The organism is Streptomyces sp. NPDC055254, assembly GCF_053606025.1.
Map to the genome: position 1 here is coordinate 92,050 of NZ_JBSGQV010000015.1, position 17,473 is coordinate 109,522.

At 74.1% G+C, this 17,473-nt stretch carries 14 protein-coding genes; 5 read left to right on the forward strand and 9 right to left on the reverse strand.

Annotated elements, in window-relative coordinates; translation table 11 throughout:
- Positions 1–14: 14 nt before the first annotated feature.
- From ACWFQ8_RS17305 to ACWFQ8_RS17315, 3 genes are all read left to right on the forward strand, one after another.
- Entirely contained in the window at positions 15–2,348 is a 2,334-nt protein-coding gene (locus tag ACWFQ8_RS17305; RefSeq protein WP_453787076.1) for an alpha-N-acetylglucosaminidase TIM-barrel domain-containing protein, read from the forward strand.
- 145 nt (positions 2,349–2,493) lie between these two features.
- Positions 2,494–3,180 (forward strand): ECF RNA polymerase sigma factor SigK, encoded by a 687-nt coding sequence (gene sigK / locus ACWFQ8_RS17310; RefSeq protein ID WP_453787077.1) that lies wholly within the window; start codon positions 2,494–2,496, stop codon positions 3,178–3,180.
- Positions 3,177–4,079: an anti-sigma factor gene (locus tag ACWFQ8_RS17315; protein ID WP_453787078.1), complete on the forward strand. Its 903-nt coding sequence runs from the start codon at positions 3,177–3,179 to the stop codon at positions 4,077–4,079. Before sigK ends, ACWFQ8_RS17315 begins: the two co-directional genes overlap by 4 nt.
- A gap of 216 nt (positions 4,080–4,295) precedes the next feature.
- On the opposite strand, the gene ACWFQ8_RS17320 is transcribed toward ACWFQ8_RS17315, so the two are convergent.
- Positions 4,296–5,543 carry a cytochrome P450 family protein gene (locus tag ACWFQ8_RS17320; protein WP_453787079.1) on the reverse strand — a complete coding sequence of 416 codons (1,248 nt, stop codon included), beginning with the start codon at positions 5,541–5,543 and terminating at the stop codon, positions 4,296–4,298.
- A 120-nt stretch (positions 5,544–5,663) separates the two neighbouring features.
- On the opposite strand from ACWFQ8_RS17320, the gene ACWFQ8_RS17325 reads away from it, so the two are divergent.
- On the forward strand, positions 5,664–6,587 hold the full coding sequence (locus ACWFQ8_RS17325; protein ID WP_453787080.1) for an SDR family oxidoreductase: 924 nt from the start codon (positions 5,664–5,666) through the stop codon (positions 6,585–6,587).
- A 44-nt stretch (positions 6,588–6,631) separates the two neighbouring features.
- Here the strand turns inward: ACWFQ8_RS17325 and ACWFQ8_RS17330 are convergent, their stop codons facing one another.
- Positions 6,632–7,477: a TetR/AcrR family transcriptional regulator gene (locus ACWFQ8_RS17330; protein WP_453787081.1), complete on the reverse strand. Its 846-nt coding sequence runs from the start codon at positions 7,475–7,477 to the stop codon at positions 6,632–6,634.
- A 133-nt stretch (positions 7,478–7,610) separates the two neighbouring features.
- On the opposite strand from ACWFQ8_RS17330, the gene ACWFQ8_RS17335 reads away from it, so the two are divergent.
- Entirely contained in the window at positions 7,611–9,890 is a 2,280-nt protein-coding gene (locus tag ACWFQ8_RS17335; protein ID WP_453787082.1) for an ATP-binding cassette domain-containing protein, read from the forward strand.
- A 75-nt stretch (positions 9,891–9,965) separates the two neighbouring features.
- On the opposite strand, the gene ACWFQ8_RS17340 is transcribed toward ACWFQ8_RS17335, so the two are convergent.
- The 7 genes from ACWFQ8_RS17340 to ACWFQ8_RS17370 all read right to left on the reverse strand — a co-directional run bounded on the left by ACWFQ8_RS17340 (position 9,966) and on the right by ACWFQ8_RS17370 (position 17,465).
- On the reverse strand, positions 9,966–11,036 hold the full coding sequence (locus ACWFQ8_RS17340; RefSeq protein ID WP_453787109.1) for an enoyl-CoA hydratase/isomerase family protein: 1,071 nt from the start codon (positions 11,034–11,036) through the stop codon (positions 9,966–9,968).
- A 102-nt stretch (positions 11,037–11,138) separates the two neighbouring features.
- On the reverse strand, positions 11,139–11,591 hold the full coding sequence (locus ACWFQ8_RS17345; protein ID WP_453787083.1) for an ATP-binding protein: 453 nt from the start codon (positions 11,589–11,591) through the stop codon (positions 11,139–11,141).
- Positions 11,592–11,655: 64 nt separating this feature from the next.
- Positions 11,656–12,039 carry an STAS domain-containing protein gene (locus tag ACWFQ8_RS17350; protein WP_453787084.1) on the reverse strand — a complete coding sequence of 128 codons (384 nt, stop codon included), beginning with the start codon at positions 12,037–12,039 and terminating at the stop codon, positions 11,656–11,658.
- A 146-nt stretch (positions 12,040–12,185) separates the two neighbouring features.
- A complete protein-coding gene (locus ACWFQ8_RS17355) occupies positions 12,186–13,502 on the reverse strand; it encodes a lysine N(6)-hydroxylase/L-ornithine N(5)-oxygenase family protein (protein ID WP_453787085.1) in 1,317 nt (438 codons plus the stop codon).
- Positions 13,499–14,134 carry a GNAT family N-acetyltransferase gene (locus tag ACWFQ8_RS17360; RefSeq protein ID WP_453787086.1) on the reverse strand — a complete coding sequence of 212 codons (636 nt, stop codon included), beginning with the start codon at positions 14,132–14,134 and terminating at the stop codon, positions 13,499–13,501. Before ACWFQ8_RS17360 ends, ACWFQ8_RS17355 begins: the two co-directional genes overlap by 4 nt.
- Positions 14,131–15,930, reverse strand: coding sequence for an IucA/IucC family protein (locus ACWFQ8_RS17365; protein ID WP_453787087.1), 1,800 nt, complete (start codon positions 15,928–15,930; stop codon positions 14,131–14,133). Before ACWFQ8_RS17365 ends, ACWFQ8_RS17360 begins: the two co-directional genes overlap by 4 nt.
- Complete coding sequence (locus ACWFQ8_RS17370) at positions 15,927–17,465, reverse strand: pyridoxal phosphate-dependent decarboxylase family protein (protein ID WP_453787088.1); 1,539 nt, start codon at positions 17,463–17,465, stop codon at positions 15,927–15,929. Before ACWFQ8_RS17370 ends, ACWFQ8_RS17365 begins: the two co-directional genes overlap by 4 nt.
- Positions 17,466–17,473: the final 8 nt, after the last annotated feature.

The following is a 17,473-nucleotide window of genomic DNA, read 5'->3' on the forward strand; positions in this document are numbered from 1 at the left end:
GCCCGCTCGCCCTCGTGGCACTGCCCGCCGCGCTGCTGGGCCTGCTCTGCGCGGCGGGGGCGGCCCCCGCCGCGACCGCCCCGCACGCGGCGGCGCCCGTACGGACCGATGCGCGGGCCGACGTACCGGCCGACGTACGGGCGGGCGCGGCGCACGCGCCCGGCCGGGACTCCGTGCCGGGAGCGCTCCCGGGCACCGCGCCCCGGCCCCGTACCTTCGACACCGCGCCCGCGCGCGCCGCCCTGGGACGGCTGCTGCCGCGCCACGCGGGGCAGTTCACCCTCGTGCCCGACACGACCGCCGCCCGCGACACCTTCACGGTGTCCGGGACCGCGGGCGCGATCACCGTGCGCGGCAGCACCGGAGCCACCCTGCTCACCGGCGTGGGCTGGTACCTCCAGCACGTCGCCGGGGTCGACATCGGCTGGCCCGGCGACAGCATCGGCATGCTCCCCGCCACCCTGCCGGCCGTCCCCGCCCCGGTGACCCGGGGGGCTCTCGTCCCGCACCGGTACGCGCTCAACGACACCGACGACGGCTACTCGGGCCCGTACCGCTCCTTCGAGGAGCACCAGCGGCAGATCGACCTCCTCGCCCTGCACGGGATCAACGAGGTGTTCGTCCAGGTCGGGGCCGAGTACCCGTACTACCTGGCGCTCCAGGACTTCGGCTACTCCGCCGCGGAGCTGCGTGCGTGGATCCCCGGTCCCGGCCACCAGAGCTGGTGGCTGCTGCAGAACCTCAGCGCTTTCGGCGGTCCCGTCTCCGAACGGCTGCTGCGCGAGCGCGCCGAGCTGGGCGGACGGATCGCCGGACAGCTGCGCGCGCTCGGCATGACACCGGTGCTGCCCGGGTACTTCGGCACGGTGCCGCCGGAGTTCGCCGCGCGCAACCCCGGGGCCACGACCGTGCCGCAGGGCGACTGGGCGGGCTTCGACCGGCCGGACTGGCTGGACCCCGCCTCGCCGGTGTTCGCGGAACTGGCCGCCGCGTACTACGCGGAGCAGCGCGCGGTGTTCGGGGACAGCACGATGTACCGGATGAGTCCGCTGCACGAGGGCGGGCAGACCGGCGGCGTCGACGTCCGTGCGGCGGCGGGCGCCGTCCAGGCCGCCCTGCACGCCGCCCATCCGGGGGCGCTCTGGGCGGTCCTGGGCTGGCAGGACGATCCGACCGCCGAACTGCTGGCGGGGGTGGACACCGACAAGCTGCTGATCCTGGACGGACTGTCCGACCGCTACAACCGCCTCGACCGCGAGACCCGCTGGGGCGGTGCCCCGTACGCGATGGGGACCATCTACAACTTCGGCGGGCACACCACCATCGGGGCGAACACCTCGGTGTGGATCGAGCGGTTCGGCCCCTGGCGCGCCAAGAGCAACAGCGCGCTCACCGGGATCGCGTACCTGCCCGAGGCCACCGGGACCAACCCGGCCGCCTTCGACCTCTTCACCGACCTGGCCTGGGAGCCCGGCCCGGTCGACCAGCGCGGGTGGTTCGCCGATTTCGCGGCCCGCCGCTACGGGCGGCCCGACACGGCCGCCGCCGCGGCGTGGGAGGAGCTGCGGAAGGGGCCGTACAGCACCTCCTCGGGGCTGTGGTCGGAGTCGCAGGACAGCCTCTTCAGCGCCCGGCCGAGCCTGACCGCCGCGGGCGCGGCGTACTGGAGTCCCAAGTCCATGCGCTATCCCGCCGACACGGTCCGCAGGGCGCTGGACCACCTGCTCCGGGTGGATCCGGCGCTGCGCGCCTCCAGCGCGTACCGGTTCGATCTCGTCGACACGGCCCGGCAGGCGCTCGCCAACCACTCGCGGACCCTGCTGCCGCAGATCAGGGCGGCGTACGAGGCGAAGGACCTGACCCGTTTCCGGCAGCTGACCGCCACGTGGCGCGAGGCCGAGCGTCGACTGGACGCGGTCACCGGCGCGGACCCGAACTTCCTGTTCGGCAACTGGACGAGTGCGGCCCGCTCCTGGGGCTCCGACGAGGCGGAGCGGGACCGGTACGAGTACGACGCCCGGTCGATCCTGAGCGTCTGGGGCCGCCGGAGCACGAGCGAGGGCGGCTTCCTGCACGACTACGCGAACCGCGAATGGAGCGGCCTGATCAAGGAGTTGTACGCCGAGAGGTGGGCGCTCCACTTCGCCTCGCTGGACGAGGCGCTGGTCCGGGGGGCGACGCCCAGGGAGATCGACTGGCACGCGTTCGAGGAGGAGTGGGCCCGGCGGACGACCCGGCATCCCACCCGGACGACCGGGGACCCGCACGCGCTGGCGGCCGGGGTCGCCGCGTTCCTCACCTCGGCGGCCGGGTCCGGGGCGACGGCGTCCGGGGCGGCGGGGCGCTGACCTGACCTTCCTCCACCCACAAGGAAGGGGTGACGATCACATGATCGGGTGATCCTCACCCTTCCGGGGGAATATCCCTACCCGTCCGAGGGAGAGGGTCCCGGGCGCTCCGCCCCGCGCGGCGCGCCCGTTGATGATCAGGGGCATGTCCGAGACCGAACAGGAGCGGCCCCCCTCCGCGCTGCTCGCCGACGGAGTGGTGGAACTGCGCAAGCGCCGGGCGAGGAACCCGCGGCCGGCGGCCCCCGCCCCGTACGGCCGGATCCGGGAGGATCGGGTCGTGGACGACGACCCGGCCTTGCTCCGCCGCGTGGCCGAGGGCGACGAGGCGGCCTTCGTGACCCTGTACGAGGCGGTGAGCGGTGGTGTGCTGGGCGTCGCCCTCGCGGTGCTCCGCGACCGCGCCCAGGCCGAGGAGGTGGCGCAGGAGGTGCTCGTCGAGGTGTGGCGCGGCGCGGCGGGCTACCGCGCGGACCGGGGCAGCGCCCGCGCCTGGGTCCTGACGATCGCCCACCGCCGGGCCGTGGACCGGGTGCGGTCGGCACGGGCCTCGGTGGACCGGGACCTGCGGGCGGCGCGGCCGGAGTCCGCGGTGCGGGAGTTCGACGAGGTGAGCGAGGCGGCGCCGGCGGGTGACGAGCGCGCCCGGGTCCGGCACTGCCTGCGGGCGCTGACCCCGGTCCAGCGGGAGTCGGTGGCCCTGGCCTACTACCGGGGGCTGACCTACCGTGAGGTGTCCGAGACGCTGTCGGTCCCCCTGGGTACCGTGAAGACACGGCTGCGGGACGGCTTGCTGCGCTTGCGTGACTGCCTCGGGGTGAGCGGCGGATGAACACGGAGAACCCGCACGAGGCGACGGCCGCGTACGTACTGGACGCGCTGCCCGCGGCCGAGCGTGCCGCGTTCGAGGCCCATCTGGAGACGTGCCCCGGGTGCGCCCGCGAGGTACGGGACTTCGTGGCGACGGCGGCCGTCCTGGGCGCGGCGGCCGCGGTGGACCCCCCGCCGGAACTGCGCGACGCGGTGCTCCGCCGGATCCGCACCGCGGCGCCCCCCGCGGGCGCGCCGGACCGGACGGAACACCCGGGCGGCTCCGCCCGGCCGGCGCGCCCGACCCTGCCCGAAGACCGAGAGGGCGCCCCCGCCCGGCCGGCGCGCCCGACCCTGCCCGGGGACCGGGTGGACGGGCGGACGGCCGGGGGCGGCGGTCCCGGGGCCGTCCCGCAGCGGGCCCCGGCCGGGAACCGGTGGCCGCGGTGGACCCTCGCCGCCTGCCTCGCGGCGGTGACCGGGCTGGGCGGGATCGCGGCCTGGCAGTACCAGCGGGCCGACGCCGCCCGGCAGGACGCCCTGCGGGCGGAGGCCCGGGCGCACGCCCTGACCGAGGTGCTGGCGGCCCCCGACGCCCGGCCCGCCACCGGCCGGCTGGATGACGGCGGCGCCGCCACGGTGGTCGTCTCCCGGAGCCGGGACCGGGCGGTCTTCGTCCCCGCGGGCGTGCCCGCGCCACCGCCGGGCCGGGTGTACCAGCTGTGGTTCGCCGACCCGGCGGGGACCATGCGCCCGGCCGGCGTGATGGATCCGGCCCGGCCCGACGCACCGGCGCTGATGGCCGGCCCGGTGCGCGGGGCGACCGCGGTCGGGGTGACCCTGGAACCGGCGGGCGGTTCGCCGGCGCCGACCTCGGAGCCCCTGATGGTGCTGGCCCTCCCCGCGCGCGGAGCCGCGTAGCGCCGCGCGCCCCGCCGCGACGGGGCCGGTGACGCGGTGGCGCAGCGTCCGGTTCCGCGTCAAGACCCTCGTCCGCCCGCTCGGCGGCCGCCGCTTCCCGACCTGGACCGCCCTGGACCGCCCAGGACCGACCTGGACCGACCTGGACCGACCTGGAGGGCCGTCCACCCGGACGCCCTCGGCCGGGTCAGCACGGAGACCGCCCCATCGAGACAGCTAGCCGGCGGCCGTCAGGCGGATCGGGAGGGTCTCGACGCTGTTGCCGATGAAGCTGCGCTGGCGCGGGAGGGCGGGCTCGGGCACCGCGAGGTCCAGGTCGGGGAAGCGGGTGAAGAGCCGTTCCAGGGCGATGGTGGCCTCCAGCCGGGCGAGCGGTGCGCCCACGCAGTAGTGCGCGCCGTGCCCGAAGGAGAGGTGCCGGGCGGCCGTCGGGCGGGTGATGTCGAAGCGGTCGGCGTCCGGGCCGTGGAAGGCCGCGTCGCGGCCGGCGGCGGTGTAGCCGGCGAGTACGGGAGTGCCCCGGGGGATCAGCGACCCGTCGACGGTGAGGTCGCGGGTGGGGTAGCGGAACGGGAACCAGCTGACGGGGCCGTCCCAGCGCAGCGTCTCGTCCACCACGTCCGACCAGGTGGCCTTGCCGTCCAGGACGAGGGCCAGCTGGTCGCGGTGGGTGCACAGGGCCCGGACGGCGTTGCTGATCAGGTTGAGGGTCGTCTCGTGGCCCGCGACCAGCATCAGCCGCATCGTGCCGATGAGTTCGGCCTCGCTGAGGCGGTCGCCGTTGCCTTCCCGGGCGGCGATCAGGGCGCTGGTGAGATCCTCCCCCGGGTGCTGCCGCCGGGTGGCGGCGATGGTGCCCATGAGTTCCACGAGCTCGCGTACGGCCGCCATCGCCTCGGCCGGGGTGGTGTCCGTGGCGACGATCACCGTGTTCGACAGCGTGTGCAGCCGGCCCCGGTGCTCGGCGTCCACGCCGAGCAGTTCGCAGATGACGCTCATCGGGAGCGGGAGGGCGTACTGCGTGCGGAGGTCGGCGACGCCGTCGGGGGACTCGGCCGCCGCCCGGGCCAGGCCGTCGAGGAGCTCGCCCGCCAGCTCCTCCACGCGCGGTCGCAGCCGCTCCACCTGCCGGGCCGTGAAGGCCCGGCCGACCAGGGCGCGGAGGCGGCGGTGGTCGGCGTCGTCGGCGGTGTGCATCCCCTGGGCGTTGGCGAAGACCCGCAGCGGCCAGTCCGCGGGGACGCTGCCGTCGTGCAGGGCCGGACAGTGCCGGGCGTCCTTGGCCACCTCGGGGTGGGCGAGGAACTCCTTGAGCGCGTCGTGCCCCAGGACGACCGCGCCGGGCACACCGCCGGGGAGCACCACCTCGGCCACGGCACCCCGGGCGCGGAGCCGGGCGTTGAGGGCGTGCGGGCATCCGCCGGCCGGGTCGACGCGGTGCGCGTCGGCGGTGTTCGACGACAAGGCGATTCTCCTGACCTCATGACGGAAACTCGGTCAACTGTGCTGGCTTCGGGTCGGGTTGTACAAGTCTCCGGGCCCGGCCTGCTGCGCAACGGTCCCGCCGGGTCGTAGGGTCGGACCGTGGCGGAAGCGGAGCGGACCCTCGAAGGCAAGGTCGCCCTCGTGGCCGGGGCGACCCGGGGCGCGGGGCGGGGCATCGCGGTACAGCTGGGCGCCCGTGGCGCGACGGTGTACGTATCGGGGCGCAGCACCCGCGGCAGGCGCTCGGAGTACGACCGGCCCGAGACGATCGAGGAGACCGCCGAGCTCGTCACGGCGGCGGGCGGACGCGGCGTGGCGGTCGTCGCCGACCACCTGGTACCGGACCAGGTGGAGGCGCTGGTCCGGCGGATCGACACCGAGCAGGGCCGTCTCGACGTGCTGGTCAACGACATCTGGGGCGGCGAACTGCTCTTCGAGTGGGAGAGCACCGTCTGGGAGCACGATCTGGACCGGGGGTTGCGGTTGCTGCGCCTCGCGGTGGAGACCCACGCGGTCACCAGCCACTTCGCGGTGCCGCTGCTGCTGCGCGAACCGGGCGGGCTGGTCGTGGAGATGACGGACGGCACCGCCGAGTACAACGCGACCCGCTACCGGGTGTCGTTCTTCTACGACATCGCCAAGTCGTCGGTCCTGCGGATGGCCTTCGCGCTGGGCCACGAGCTGGGGCCGCGCGGAGCCACGGCGGTGGCGCTGACCCCGGGCTGGCTGCGCTCGGAGATGATGCTCGACGCCTTCGGTGTGACGGAGGCGAACTGGCGGGACGCGCTGGACAAAGTGCCGCACTTCGGCATCTCCGAGACCCCCGCGTACGTGGGCCGGGCGGTCGCCGCCCTCGCCGCCGATCCGGACGTGGCGCGCTGGAACGGCCGGTCGCTGTCCAGCGGGCAGCTCGCCGGGGTCTACGGCTTCACCGACCTCGACGGCAGCAGCCCCGACGCCTGGCGCTACATGGTCGAGGTCCAGGACCCGGACCTCCCGGCGGACACCACCGGCTACCGGTAGCCGCCGCCCGGTTCTTCGCCCGGATTCCCGCCCGCACCCCCGCCCTACGCCCGCCTCCCCTCGACCAGGCGGGCCAGGCCGTCCAGTACGCACTGGAGGCCGAAGGTCCACACGGCCTCGGGGTCGTACGCTCCGACCGCGCTGCCGACGCGCCGGCCGAGCGGGTAGCTGTCCGGGTCAATAGCGCGCTCCAACAGGGGCGCGCTGACGGCCCACCACTCGTCGTCGCTCAGGCCGCTGTTGTGCGCGGCGGCGTCGGCGGCGGCCAGCGCGTTGGCGTGGACGAATCCGAGGAGGTGGCTCAGCGCGGCGTCCATCTCCGCATCGGTGAGTCCGATGCCCTCGAAGGCCGCCAGCTCCCGCTCGTACTTGCCGATCACACCGGGACCCAGCGGCGGCCGGGTGACGGCGAGGTCGGCGACCCACGGGTGGCGGGCGTACAGCGCGCGGTTGTCCTCGGCGACGCGGGTGACCTCGGCGGCCCAGTCCGTCCCGCCCCGACCGGCGGCGCCGCCCGCACCGGCATCCGCGCCGACGACGGGATCGGGATCGGCGTCCGGCTCGGGACCGGTGCCCGGCCCGCCCTCCCCGTCCTCCATGCGCCGGTACACCTCGTCCAGCATGAGGTCGAGCAGCTCGGCCTTGCCGGGCACATAGGTGTAGAGCGTCATCGGGGTCACGCCGAGCCGCTGGGCCAGGGCCCGCATGGTCAGTGCCGCCAGCCCCTCCGCGTCGGCGAGCCCGGTCGCGGCCAGGACCACCGCGTCCACACTGAGGCCCTGCCGGGGGCCGCGCCGTCCACCCTGCGGCTTCGGCTCCCGCCCCGACTCGCGCCACAGCAGCTCCAGCGTACGGACGGGGTCTCCCGCCCCGCTCCGGTCCTTCGCCATGTGCCGGCCCTTCCCAGGCTCTGGCTGCTCGACGGTCGAACAGCTCGGTAAGAACTGAAACCCAGTAACTCCCTACAGCGTATAAAGTACAATGTATAAAGTTAGCTCGCGACACCGCCACCTGAGGAGTTCCGTGCAGATCGACGCCCCCGCCGCCGCCGACAGCCACCAGGTCATCCAGGTCCGAGGCGCCCGGGAGAACAACCTCGCCGACATCTCCCTCGACATCCCCAAGCGCCGCCTGACCGTCTTCACCGGCGTTTCCGGGTCGGGGAAGTCCTCCCTGGTCTTCGGCACCATCGCCGCCGAGTCGCAGCGCATGATCAACGAGACGTACACGGCCTTCGTCCAGTCCTTCATGCCGAGCCTGGGGCGGCCGGACGTGGACGGACTGCACAACCTGAGCGCCGCCATCGTGGTGGACCAGGAGCGGATGGGCGCCAACTCCCGGTCCACCGTGGGAACCGCGACCGACGCCTACACCATGCTGCGGATCATCTACTCCCGCGTCGGCACCCCCCACATCGGCACCTCCACCGCCTTCAGCTTCAACTCCCCCGAGGGCATGTGCGCCCGCTGCGAGGGCATCGGGCAGGTCTCCGACATCGACGTGGACCAGCTCGTGGACCGCGAACTGTCCCTCAACGAGGGCGCGATCACCGTGCCGGGCTACACCGTGGACTCCTGGTACTGGCAGGTCATGGCCAACTCCGGCTTCTACTCCCCCGACACCAAGCTCAAGGACTTCACCGAGCAGGAGTGGGCCGACTTCCTGCACAAGGACCCGGTGAAGGTGAAGGTGGGGCCCAACAACTTCACTTACGAGGGACTGATCACCAAGATCACCCGCACCTTCCTCGCCAAGGACCGAGACTCCATGCAGGCCCACATCCGGGCCTTCGTGGACCGCGCCGTGGTCTTCACGGACTGCCCGGACTGCGGTGGCACCCGCCTGTCGGCCGCCGCGCTCTCCTCCCGGATCGAGGGCGTGAACATCGCCGAGTGCTCGGCCATGCAGATCAGCGACCTCGCCGCCTTCGTCCGCCGCATCGACGACCCGGGCGCGGCGCCGCTGCTGGCGAGCCTGCGGGACCTGCTCGACTCCCTCGTCGAGATCGGCCTCGGCTACCTGAGCCTGGACCGCCCCTCCGGGACGCTCTCGGGCGGCGAGGCCCAGCGGGTCAAGATGGTCCGGCACCTCGGTTCCTCGCTCACGGACATCACGTACGTCTTCGACGAGCCGACCACCGGCCTGCACCCGCACGACATCCGGCGCATGAACGACCTGCTGCTGCGCCTGCGCGACAAGGGCAACACCGTCCTGGTGGTCGAGCACAAGCCCGAGGTCATCGCGATCGCCGACCACGTCGTCGACCTCGGCCCGGGTGCGGGTACGGCCGGCGGGCAGCTCTGCTACGCGGGGGACGTGGCCGGGCTGCGCGCCTCCGGTACGCTCACCGGCCGCCACCTCGAACACCGTGCGCGGCTGCGGGAGTCGGTGCGCACCCCGCGCGGGCAGCTCTCCGTCAAGGGGGCGGACCTGCACAACCTCAAGGACGTCACGGTGGACGTGCCGCTGGGCGTACTGGCGGTCGTGACCGGCGTCGCGGGGTCCGGCAAGAGCTCGCTGATCCACGGCTACCTGGCCGGACGCGACGGGGTGGTGGTGGCCGACCAGTCGCCGATCCGCGGCTCGCGCCGGTCCAACCCGGCGACGTACACCGGGCTGCTGAATCCGATCCGGACCGCCTTCGCCAAGGCCAACGGGGTCAAGGCGGCTCTGTTCAGCGCGAACTCGGAGGGCGCCTGCCCGCACTGCAACGGCCTCGGACTCGTGTACACGGACCTGGCGATGATGGCCGGAGTGGCCTCGGTCTGCGAGAAGTGCGAGGGCAAGCGGTTCACGCCCGAGGTGCTCACGTACCGGCTGCGCGGCAAGAACATCAGCGAGGTCCTCGACATGCCGATGGCGCAGGCCTACGAGTTCTTCACCAGCGGGCAGGCCCGGGCGATCCTCGGCCGGCTCGCCGACGTCGGCCTCGGGTACCTGCGGCTCGGGCAGCCGCTCAACACCCTGTCGGGCGGCGAACGCCAGCGCCTCAAGCTGGCCATCAACATGGCGGAGAAGTCGTCCACGTACATCCTGGACGAGCCGACGACCGGTCTGCACATGGCGGACGTGGACAAGCTGCTCGCCCTGCTGGACCGGCTCGTCGACGACGGGAACTCGGTGATCGTCATCGAGCACCACCAGGCGGTGATGGCGCACGCGGACTGGCTGATCGACATCGGCCCGGGCGGCGGGCACGACGGCGGTCAGGTCGTCTTCGAGGGCACGCCGGCGGCGCTGGTCGCCGGGGCGGACACGCTGACCGCCCGCCACCTGCGCGAGTACGTCGGCATCGGCGCGTAGGGCGGCCGGACGCCCGGCACGCACCCCGTACGCAGGGAGGGGTGGGAGCTGTACGCTCCCTGCGTACAGCGCGCGCTAGCCGGCGGTTCGCAGGAGCCCCGGTCCGCGGCCCCCCGCGAGCGGGGCGAAGAACCGCTCCACGTCCGCGCCGGACACCTCGGCCAGGGCCGCCGGGGACCAGCGCGGGCGGCGGTCCTTGTCGACGACCTGCGCCCGGATGCCCTCCACCAGGTCGGGCGCCGCCAGCGCGTTGCAGGACACCCGGAACTCCTGGACCAGCACCTCCTCCAGCGAGCCGAGGTCGGCGGCGCGGCGCAGCGCGGCCAGGGTGACCTTCACCGCGGTCGGGGACTTGGCGAGGACGGTCGCGGCGGCCTCCTTCGCGGCGCTCTCGTCCCGGCCGAGCAGCCGTTCCACGATCTCCTCGACGGTCCCGGCCGCGTAGCAGTGGTCGATCCAGGGGCGGCGTCCGGCGAGCTCGCCGGGCACGGGCGCGGTCGCGAAGCGGGGCAGCACCTCGTGGACGGGGGCGTCGGCGAGTGCGGACGTCAGCTCCGGGAGCCGGTCCGAGGGTACGAAGTGGTCCGCGAGCCCGCACAGCAGCGCGTCGGCGGCGCCCACCGCGGTCCCGGTGAGCGCGAGGTGGGTGCCGAGCCGGCCGGGGGCGCGGCCGAGCAGGTACGTCCCGCCGACGTCGGGGACGAAACCGATACCGGTCTCGGGCATGGCCACACGGGAGCGCTCGGTGACGATCCGGACGCTGCCGTGCGCCGAGATCCCGACGCCGCCGCCCATCACGATGCCGTCCATGAGGGCCACGTACGGCTTGGGGTAGCGGGCGATGCGGGCGTTGAGCCGGTACTCGTCGCGCCAGAAGTCGGCGGAGGCGCCGGTGCCGGCCTTGGCGTCGTCGTGGATGGCGCGGATGTCCCCGCCCGCGCAGAGCCCGCGCTCACCGGCGCCGCGGATCAGGACCTGCGCGACGCAGGGGTCGCCCTCCCACGCGGCGAGGGCCGCGTCGATCCGCAGCACCATCGGGTGGGTGAGGGCGTTGAGGGCCCTGGGGCGGTTGAGGGTGATCACTCCGGTCCTGCCCACCACGTCGAGCAGGACGGGATCGTCAGCGGGCTTCTCGGCCGGGTTCATGGCCGGCGTCTCAGCGGGGTTCTCGGCGGCGGAATTCTCGTCTGCGGTCTTCACGCCGATCAGTATGTCCGCGCGGCGTGCGGGGCCCGCTCGGGCCCGACGTCACTGCTCCGGGGACCTGAGCGGCGCCGGGACGGCGACCTCCAGCCACACGCACTTGCCGCCCGGAAGGGAGCGGGACCCCCAGCTGCGGGCGAGCCGCTCCACGATCAGCAGCCCGTGCCCGCCCGGGCGCCCCCGCACCGACGCCGAACCCCTGCGCGCGGGCACCGGCGGAGTCGGGTTCGCGTCCGTCACCTCGATGCGCAGGCGCTCCTCGGTGCAGTCCAGGCGCAGCGCGTTCGGGCCGCCTCCGTGCAGGCAGGCGTTGGACACCACCTCGGACACCAGGAGCAGTACGTCGTCGGCGGCTTCCCGGTCGTCTTCGGCCGCGGCCGGCAGCCACTTCCACGCGGTCAGCGCCCGGCGGGCGAAGTCGCGGCTGCGCGTCACGACGTCGGTGGCACCTTCCAGCACCAGGTACCAGGTCCGATCGGGTGACCCCGACTGTGCCATGACGCTCAGACTCCTCCGTGTCGGTACGGCCATGTGTCCGAGAGCGCCGGGTGCCACCCGGGTGTCAGTCCCGAGTGCCGGGGCCTTGCCCGTCCCGCCCGGTCAGCGCTTGCGAAACGTCGGCGTGCACCGGGAACAGCCCGTCCGCTCCGGTGATGTGGAACATCCGGGCCACGGGCCCCCGCAGCCCGGCCAGCTCCAGCGTGCCGCCGGTGTCCTGGGCGGCGAGCCTGCCGTGCAGCAGTACGTTCAGCCCGGTGGAATCGCAGAACCCGAGGTCCGCGAGGTCCACCAGCAGTCGGGCGCCCGGGGTGACCGCCGCGTCGAGCGCCTCCCGCAGGGGCTGCGCCGTGTCGTGGTCCAGCTCGCCCGCCAGCGCAAGGACCACGCCCCCGTCCACGGGTTGCACCGCGACCGTGAAGCGTCCTGCGTCGTCTCCCTGAACCATCGGTTATCACCCTCCGTCCTGACCCTCACCTTCCCGGAAGGACGGGGGATACGCACGTCGTCCGGCAGGAAGTGCTGCGGGCGGCCCCCGGGCGATCGAGGCCCGGGGGCGGTTCCGCGGTCCGGGGTGCCCGCGGAACGCGCCGCCTACGAGCTCCTCGGCGGGGCCTCGAAGCGGGTGAAGGCGCTCCGCTTCGGCAGCCGGTAGGTCTCCCGGCCGGTGACGGCGTTGAGGATCGTCGCGTTGCGCACCGCGCCGATGTCCAGGTTCGGCGAGGAGACGCCGTGGCTGTGGGTCTCGGCATTGGCCACGAACACGCGGCCGGTCACCCCCTCCGCGAGCTCGACGGAATGGTCCAGGCGCACCCGGGGACGCCCGCGCCCGTCCCGCAGCAGCAGCTTGTCGATCGGCTCCAGGAAGGCGGGAGGCCGGTTGCGGTAGCCGGTCGCCGCCACCACCAGGTCGGTGCTGTGCTCGAAGAGCTGCCCGGTGTCGCGGTGCCGGCAGGTCAGTACCACGTGGCCCGCCGCATCCTCGGCGGCGGACTCGACCGTGATGCCGAAGCGCAGTTCCACGTCGGCCAGTCCGTGCTCCAGCTGGCGCCGGTAGAGCAGTTCGTGGATCTCTTCGAGGGTGTCGGTGGAGATGCCCTTGTAGAACTGCCACTGCTCGGCGGTCAACCGGTCGCGTACGTCCTCCGGCAGCGAGTGGAAGTACCGCATGTACGCCGGGGTGGTCATCTCCAGGACCATCTTGGTGTAGTCCAGCGGCGCGAAGGACGAGGTCCGGGTCAGCCAGCTCACCGCCGGCCCGCCCTCGACGTTGCGGCCGAGCAGGTCCACGGCCACCTCGGCGCCGGACTGTCCGGAGCCGACCAGCGTGATCTTCGACGCCGCGCCCAGCTCGGACGCCCGGTACAGGTAGTCGCCGGTGTGCAGGAGCCTGGACGCGGGCAGGGCCGCCAGGGCGTCCGGCACGTACGGCGCGGTGCCGATGCCGACGACGAGGTTGCGGGCCCGGGCCCGCGTCCGGGTGCCGTCGCCGCGCAGGACGTGGACGGTGAAGCGCTCCTCGGCCTCGTCCCAGTGGACCTCCTCGACGCGGTGCGAGAAGCGCACCGAGGGGAGCCTGGCCGCCGCCCAGCGCAGGTAGTCCTCGTATTCGCGGCGGGAGGGGAAGAAGTTCTCCCGCACGGTGAAGGTGTAGAGCCGGTCCATGTCGTGGAGGTAGGTGAGGAACGACAGGGGGTGGCCGGGGGCCACGAGGGTGACGAGGTCGGCGAGGAAGTTCACCTGCATCGAGGCGCCGCCGAACATCATCCCCCGGTGCCAGGTCAGCTCCGGTTGCTCCTCCAGGACCACCAGGTCCAGGCCGTCGACGGTCGAGGCCAGTGCGGCGAGCCCCAGGTTGAAGGGTCCGCAGCCGATGGCCACCACGTCGTGTTCGCCGAGGGGACCGCTCATCGGGGCATGTCCTCCTCGCCGCGCGGACGGATGACCAGGGCCGAGGTCTTGTCGGGGAAGACGACCTCGCCTGCGTGGCGGAATCCGGCCGCGGCGAACGCCCTGAGCGAGGGCTCGTTCGCCACGTCCGGCTCGGCGACCACTCGCGTGCAGTGCGGATCCGCGGCGAGCAGGCCCTCGGCGAGCGCCCGCAGCAGTGCCCGGCCCAGCCCCCTGCCCGTGCGGCCCACCTCGCCGATGGCGATGTGCAGGCCCAGGTCGCGGGAGCGGTAGGGGTACTCCTGCGCGAGCCGGTCGCGCAGGACCCGGTAGACCTCGATGTACGCGAAGGGCTTGCCGTCGAGGTCGATCAGTACGGGCAGGACGGCGTCTCCCGCGAGGTGCCCGGCGATCTCCTCGGCCCAGCGTTCGCGCGGCCACGCCTGGTGCCAGAAGGCATCGACGTGCCGGGCCCGCATCCAGTCGTGCACCAGGTCCAGGTCGGCTCCGTCGGCCCGCGCCACCCGGGCCGTCCAGGGGTCGCCGAGCAGCGGGAGCGGCGGCCCGGCGACGGCGGCGGGTGGCGCCTGGTCGTCCTCGCCGTTCGCGCCCCGGTCCTTCGGTAACGGCTGTGCGGAATGGACCGGGGTCATGCGGAGGCCTCCTGGAGCGGGTTGGGGGCGTCGAGGTAGACGGACTGGGCGTCGAGGGGGGCGAGGACCTCGTCGATGCCGTGCAGGCGGGTGAGCAGGTTGCCCTTGCAGGGGAGGGTGTCGGCCTCCAGCCAGCGGCGTGCCAGCCGGTCGCCGCCGGGTCCGGCTCCGGCGAGGTCGGGCAGGGCCGCGCGCAGCCGGTCGACGAGGACGGCGAGCAGGTCGCGTTCGTCCGCGAGGCCGTCGACGGCGAGGCATCCGACGACGGACAGGGCCTGGTTGCGCAGGAGGTAGTACGACAGCCGGTCGTCGACGAGGGTGTCGTCGACGACGGCCAGCGTCGAGGAGTCGGCTCCGAGGCGGCGCAGCAGTCGGGGGAGGTGGGAGGCGGCCAGGTAGTAGCCCTGGTTGTCGCGGAAGACGGCGCCGGTGACCCGGCCCCGCCCGTCCAGGCGGACCAGCGTGTTCTGCTGATGGGCCTCCAGTCCGATGCCGGTGGCGGCGTACAGGTGCAGCATCGGGACGAGCACCTTGTCGGTGTAGTCGGCCGTCCATTGCTCGGCCGCTCCGGCGCCGAGGTGCGACACCAGGCTTCCCAGGGTGCTGCGGCCGAGGCCCGGTCGGGGGGCCACCAGGCCCACGAGGCAGCGCAGGTCGGCGATGCCGTCGGGTACTTCGCGTACGGCGACGTCGAGTCCGGTGACCTCCGGTCCCTGGGGGCGGCCCGGTTCGTCCACGGCGAGCCAGGCCGGGTCCCGGGTGATCGCGAAGCCGGGGTGGGCCTCGAAGGTGCTGTCGGCGTGGCCCGCGTCGAGGAGCCGGTTGATCTCCAGCCCGCGGCGCAGTTCCGTACGGGTGGACTCGCGGCGGGAGTTGGTCAGCCGCAGGCCGAGCGAGAGCTTCAGCATCACGTCGGCGCCGGGCCGGTAGACGGTGCGCACGCTGGAGGTCGGCCACCACTCGGGGCCGAGCTCGCCGAGCGGTTCGAGGGCCCCGGAGGCGACGAGGGCGGCGATGCGCGGGCGGTGCAGCAGGTCCCGGGCCTGCCAGGGGTGCGCGGGGACCAGGACCCGGCCGTCGTCGGGCCGGCGTCCGGCGAGCTCGGCGAGGAGGGCGACGGTGTCCCGGCCGGCGAGGGACGGGGCCTTGTCCACGGCGTCGTGCGAGACGACGGACGCGTCGGCGGAGAACCAGTGGAGCCGGAAGGAGCCGCGCAGTTCGGGTGAGAAGGCGGCCGCGTCGCGGTCCGAGATCCCGTCCCGGCTCTTGGGCGCCGGGTGGTTCAAATGGCCCAGCAGGAGCGCCTGTTCGGCGTCGAGGAAGCCGTCCACCCCGGGCGGCGGCTGGGGGTTCTCGCGGCGGTCGGCGATGAAGGAGGTGACGCGGCGCACGGATTCCGCGGTGCGCTCCACCAGGTCGGCGATCTCGCCGGCCGGGACGCCGCCGGGGCGGCTGCCGCCCCGTACGGCGGCTTCGGTGGACAGCAGCGCGACGGTGGTCACGGGGTCGGCCGTGTCGCCCAGCGGGCCGCCGGGGCCCTCCAGGAGGGTGGGGCCGAAGCGGTGCCAGCCGGTCGGCGAGCGGTGGGTGACCTCGGTGACGAGGGTCAGCCCCGCGGTGGGCAACTCGATCCGCAGGGGACCGGCCTCGACCGGGGTGCCGGTCTCCAGCAGCCAGCACCGCAGCAGGGCCTCGATGTGGGCGTGTTCGGCGGCGCCCCGGGCGTCGGGGCCGTGCAGCGGCCCGCCGGGGCCGGAGGCCGGTCCGGGACGGGAAGACGTGGCGATGACGCTCATGCGGCGCCCTCCTCGATCAGTCGTTCACAGACGCGTCCGGCGTCGAGGACGGCGTCCACGAGGCCGTCGATGTCGCCGGTGGTGGCGGTGGGGTTGAGCAGGGTGAACTTCAGGCAGACCCGTTCCGGGCCGCCGGGTCCCCCGGTGCGGACCTCCGTGCGTCCGATGAGGGCGCTGCCGGATTCCATCAGCCGCCGCCGCAGCAGGCCGTTGAGCCGGTCGGAGGTCGACGCCGCTCCGCCCCGATGGCGGAACACCACGGTGGTCAGCTCGGCCGGGGCGACCAGTTCCAGTTCGGGCTCGTCGAGGATGCGGCGCTCGGCGTGCCGGGCGAGGTCGTGGCAGGTGTCGATCATGCGGGCCATGCCGGTGCGGCCGTAGGCGAGCAGGGTGGCTGCGGCCTTCACGGCGTCCGGGCGGCGGGTGGTCTGGAGGCTGCGGCCGAGCAGGCCGTCGTAGCCGGCCTCGGAGTCGTCGGCCGGGTTGAGGTAGGCGACTTCACGGTCCAGGGCGGTGAACGCCGTGGTGTCGGAGACCAGCAGGACGCTGGTGGCGGCCGGCTGCCAGCCGATCTTGTGCAGGTCGAGGGTGATGGAATCGGCGAGTTCCAGGCCCGCCAGTCGGCCGGCGAGCCGTTCGGAGAACAGGGCGCCGAATCCGTAGGCGGCGTCCACGTGCATCCAGACGCCCCGGTCGGCGGCGATCCCGGCGATCTGCGGGAGGGGGTCGACGGAGCCGAAGTCCGTGGTCCCGGCGGTGGCGACGACCGCGAGCGGGGTGCGGTCCGGGCCGAGTCCGTCCAGGGCCTCGGCGAGCGCCTCCGGCCGCATCCGACGGCGCCCGTCGGTGGGGAGGGCGTGGACGGCCTTCTCGCCCAGGCCGAGGGCCGCGCAGGCCCGCTGTACGGAGAAGTGGGCCAGTTCCGAGCAGAACACGACCGGTCCGGGCAGGGCGGCGACCCCTTCCTCCCGGGCGTTGACGCCCAGCCGCAGAGCGGCGGCGTCCCGGGCGAGGAGCAGGCCGAGCAGGTTGGAGAGCGAGCCCCCGGGGGTGAGGACGCCGTCGGCGCGCTCCCCCAGTCCGGCGAGGTGGGTCAGGACGCCGATGAGCCAGCGTTCCACGGCGATGGCCGAGGGACCGGAGTCGTACGTGTCCAGGGAGGCGTTGGTCATGCTCGCCAGGGCGTCGGCCGCCACGGCGACGGCCAGGGGCGGCGGTTGCAGGTGGGCGGTGGCCCGGGGGTGGGAGAGGTCGATGCCGTGCTCGACGAGCGTGGTGGCCAGCAGGTGCAGCGCGGCCTCGGCGCCGAGCCCCTCGGCGGGCAGCCGGGCGGGGCCCAGTGTCCGGGCGGCGGCCGCCAGTACGTCGGCGGGCGCGCCCGCCGGCAATGGTCCGGCCGGGCGGTCGGCGCACCGCGCGGCGTCGATGGCCCGGCCCAGGGCGGCGTGGACCTCGGCCAGGCCCGCGCGGGAGCCGGCGAGCAGGGACGGGGGGAAGGGCGACGGTGCGGGTGGCGCCTCGGTGAGCGGTATCACGCTCTGGC

Bases quoted from the DNA above. Each gene is read 5' to 3' on its own strand.
- sigK (WP_453787077.1), top strand. From the start codon at position 2,494: ATGTCCGAGACCGAACAGGAGCGGCCCCCCTCCGCGCTGCTCGCCGAC.
- ACWFQ8_RS17315 (WP_453787078.1), top strand. From the start codon at position 3,177: ATGAACACGGAGAACCCGCACGAGGCGACGGCCGCGTACGTACTGGAC.
- ACWFQ8_RS17330 (WP_453787081.1), bottom strand. From the start codon at position 7,477: ATGGCGAAGGACCGGAGCGGGGCGGGAGACCCCGTCCGTACGCTGGAG.
- ACWFQ8_RS17340 (WP_453787109.1), bottom strand. From the start codon at position 11,036: ATGAACCCGGCCGAGAAGCCCGCTGACGATCCCGTCCTGCTCGACGTG.
- ACWFQ8_RS17345 (WP_453787083.1), bottom strand. From the start codon at position 11,591: ATGGCACAGTCGGGGTCACCCGATCGGACCTGGTACCTGGTGCTGGAA.
- ACWFQ8_RS17350 (WP_453787084.1), bottom strand. From the start codon at position 12,039: ATGGTTCAGGGAGACGACGCAGGACGCTTCACGGTCGCGGTGCAACCC.
- ACWFQ8_RS17355 (WP_453787085.1), bottom strand. From the start codon at position 13,502: ATGAGCGGTCCCCTCGGCGAACACGACGTGGTGGCCATCGGCTGCGGA.
- ACWFQ8_RS17360 (WP_453787086.1), bottom strand. From the start codon at position 14,134: ATGACCCCGGTCCATTCCGCACAGCCGTTACCGAAGGACCGGGGCGCG.
- ACWFQ8_RS17365 (WP_453787087.1), bottom strand. From the start codon at position 15,930: ATGAGCGTCATCGCCACGTCTTCCCGTCCCGGACCGGCCTCCGGCCCC.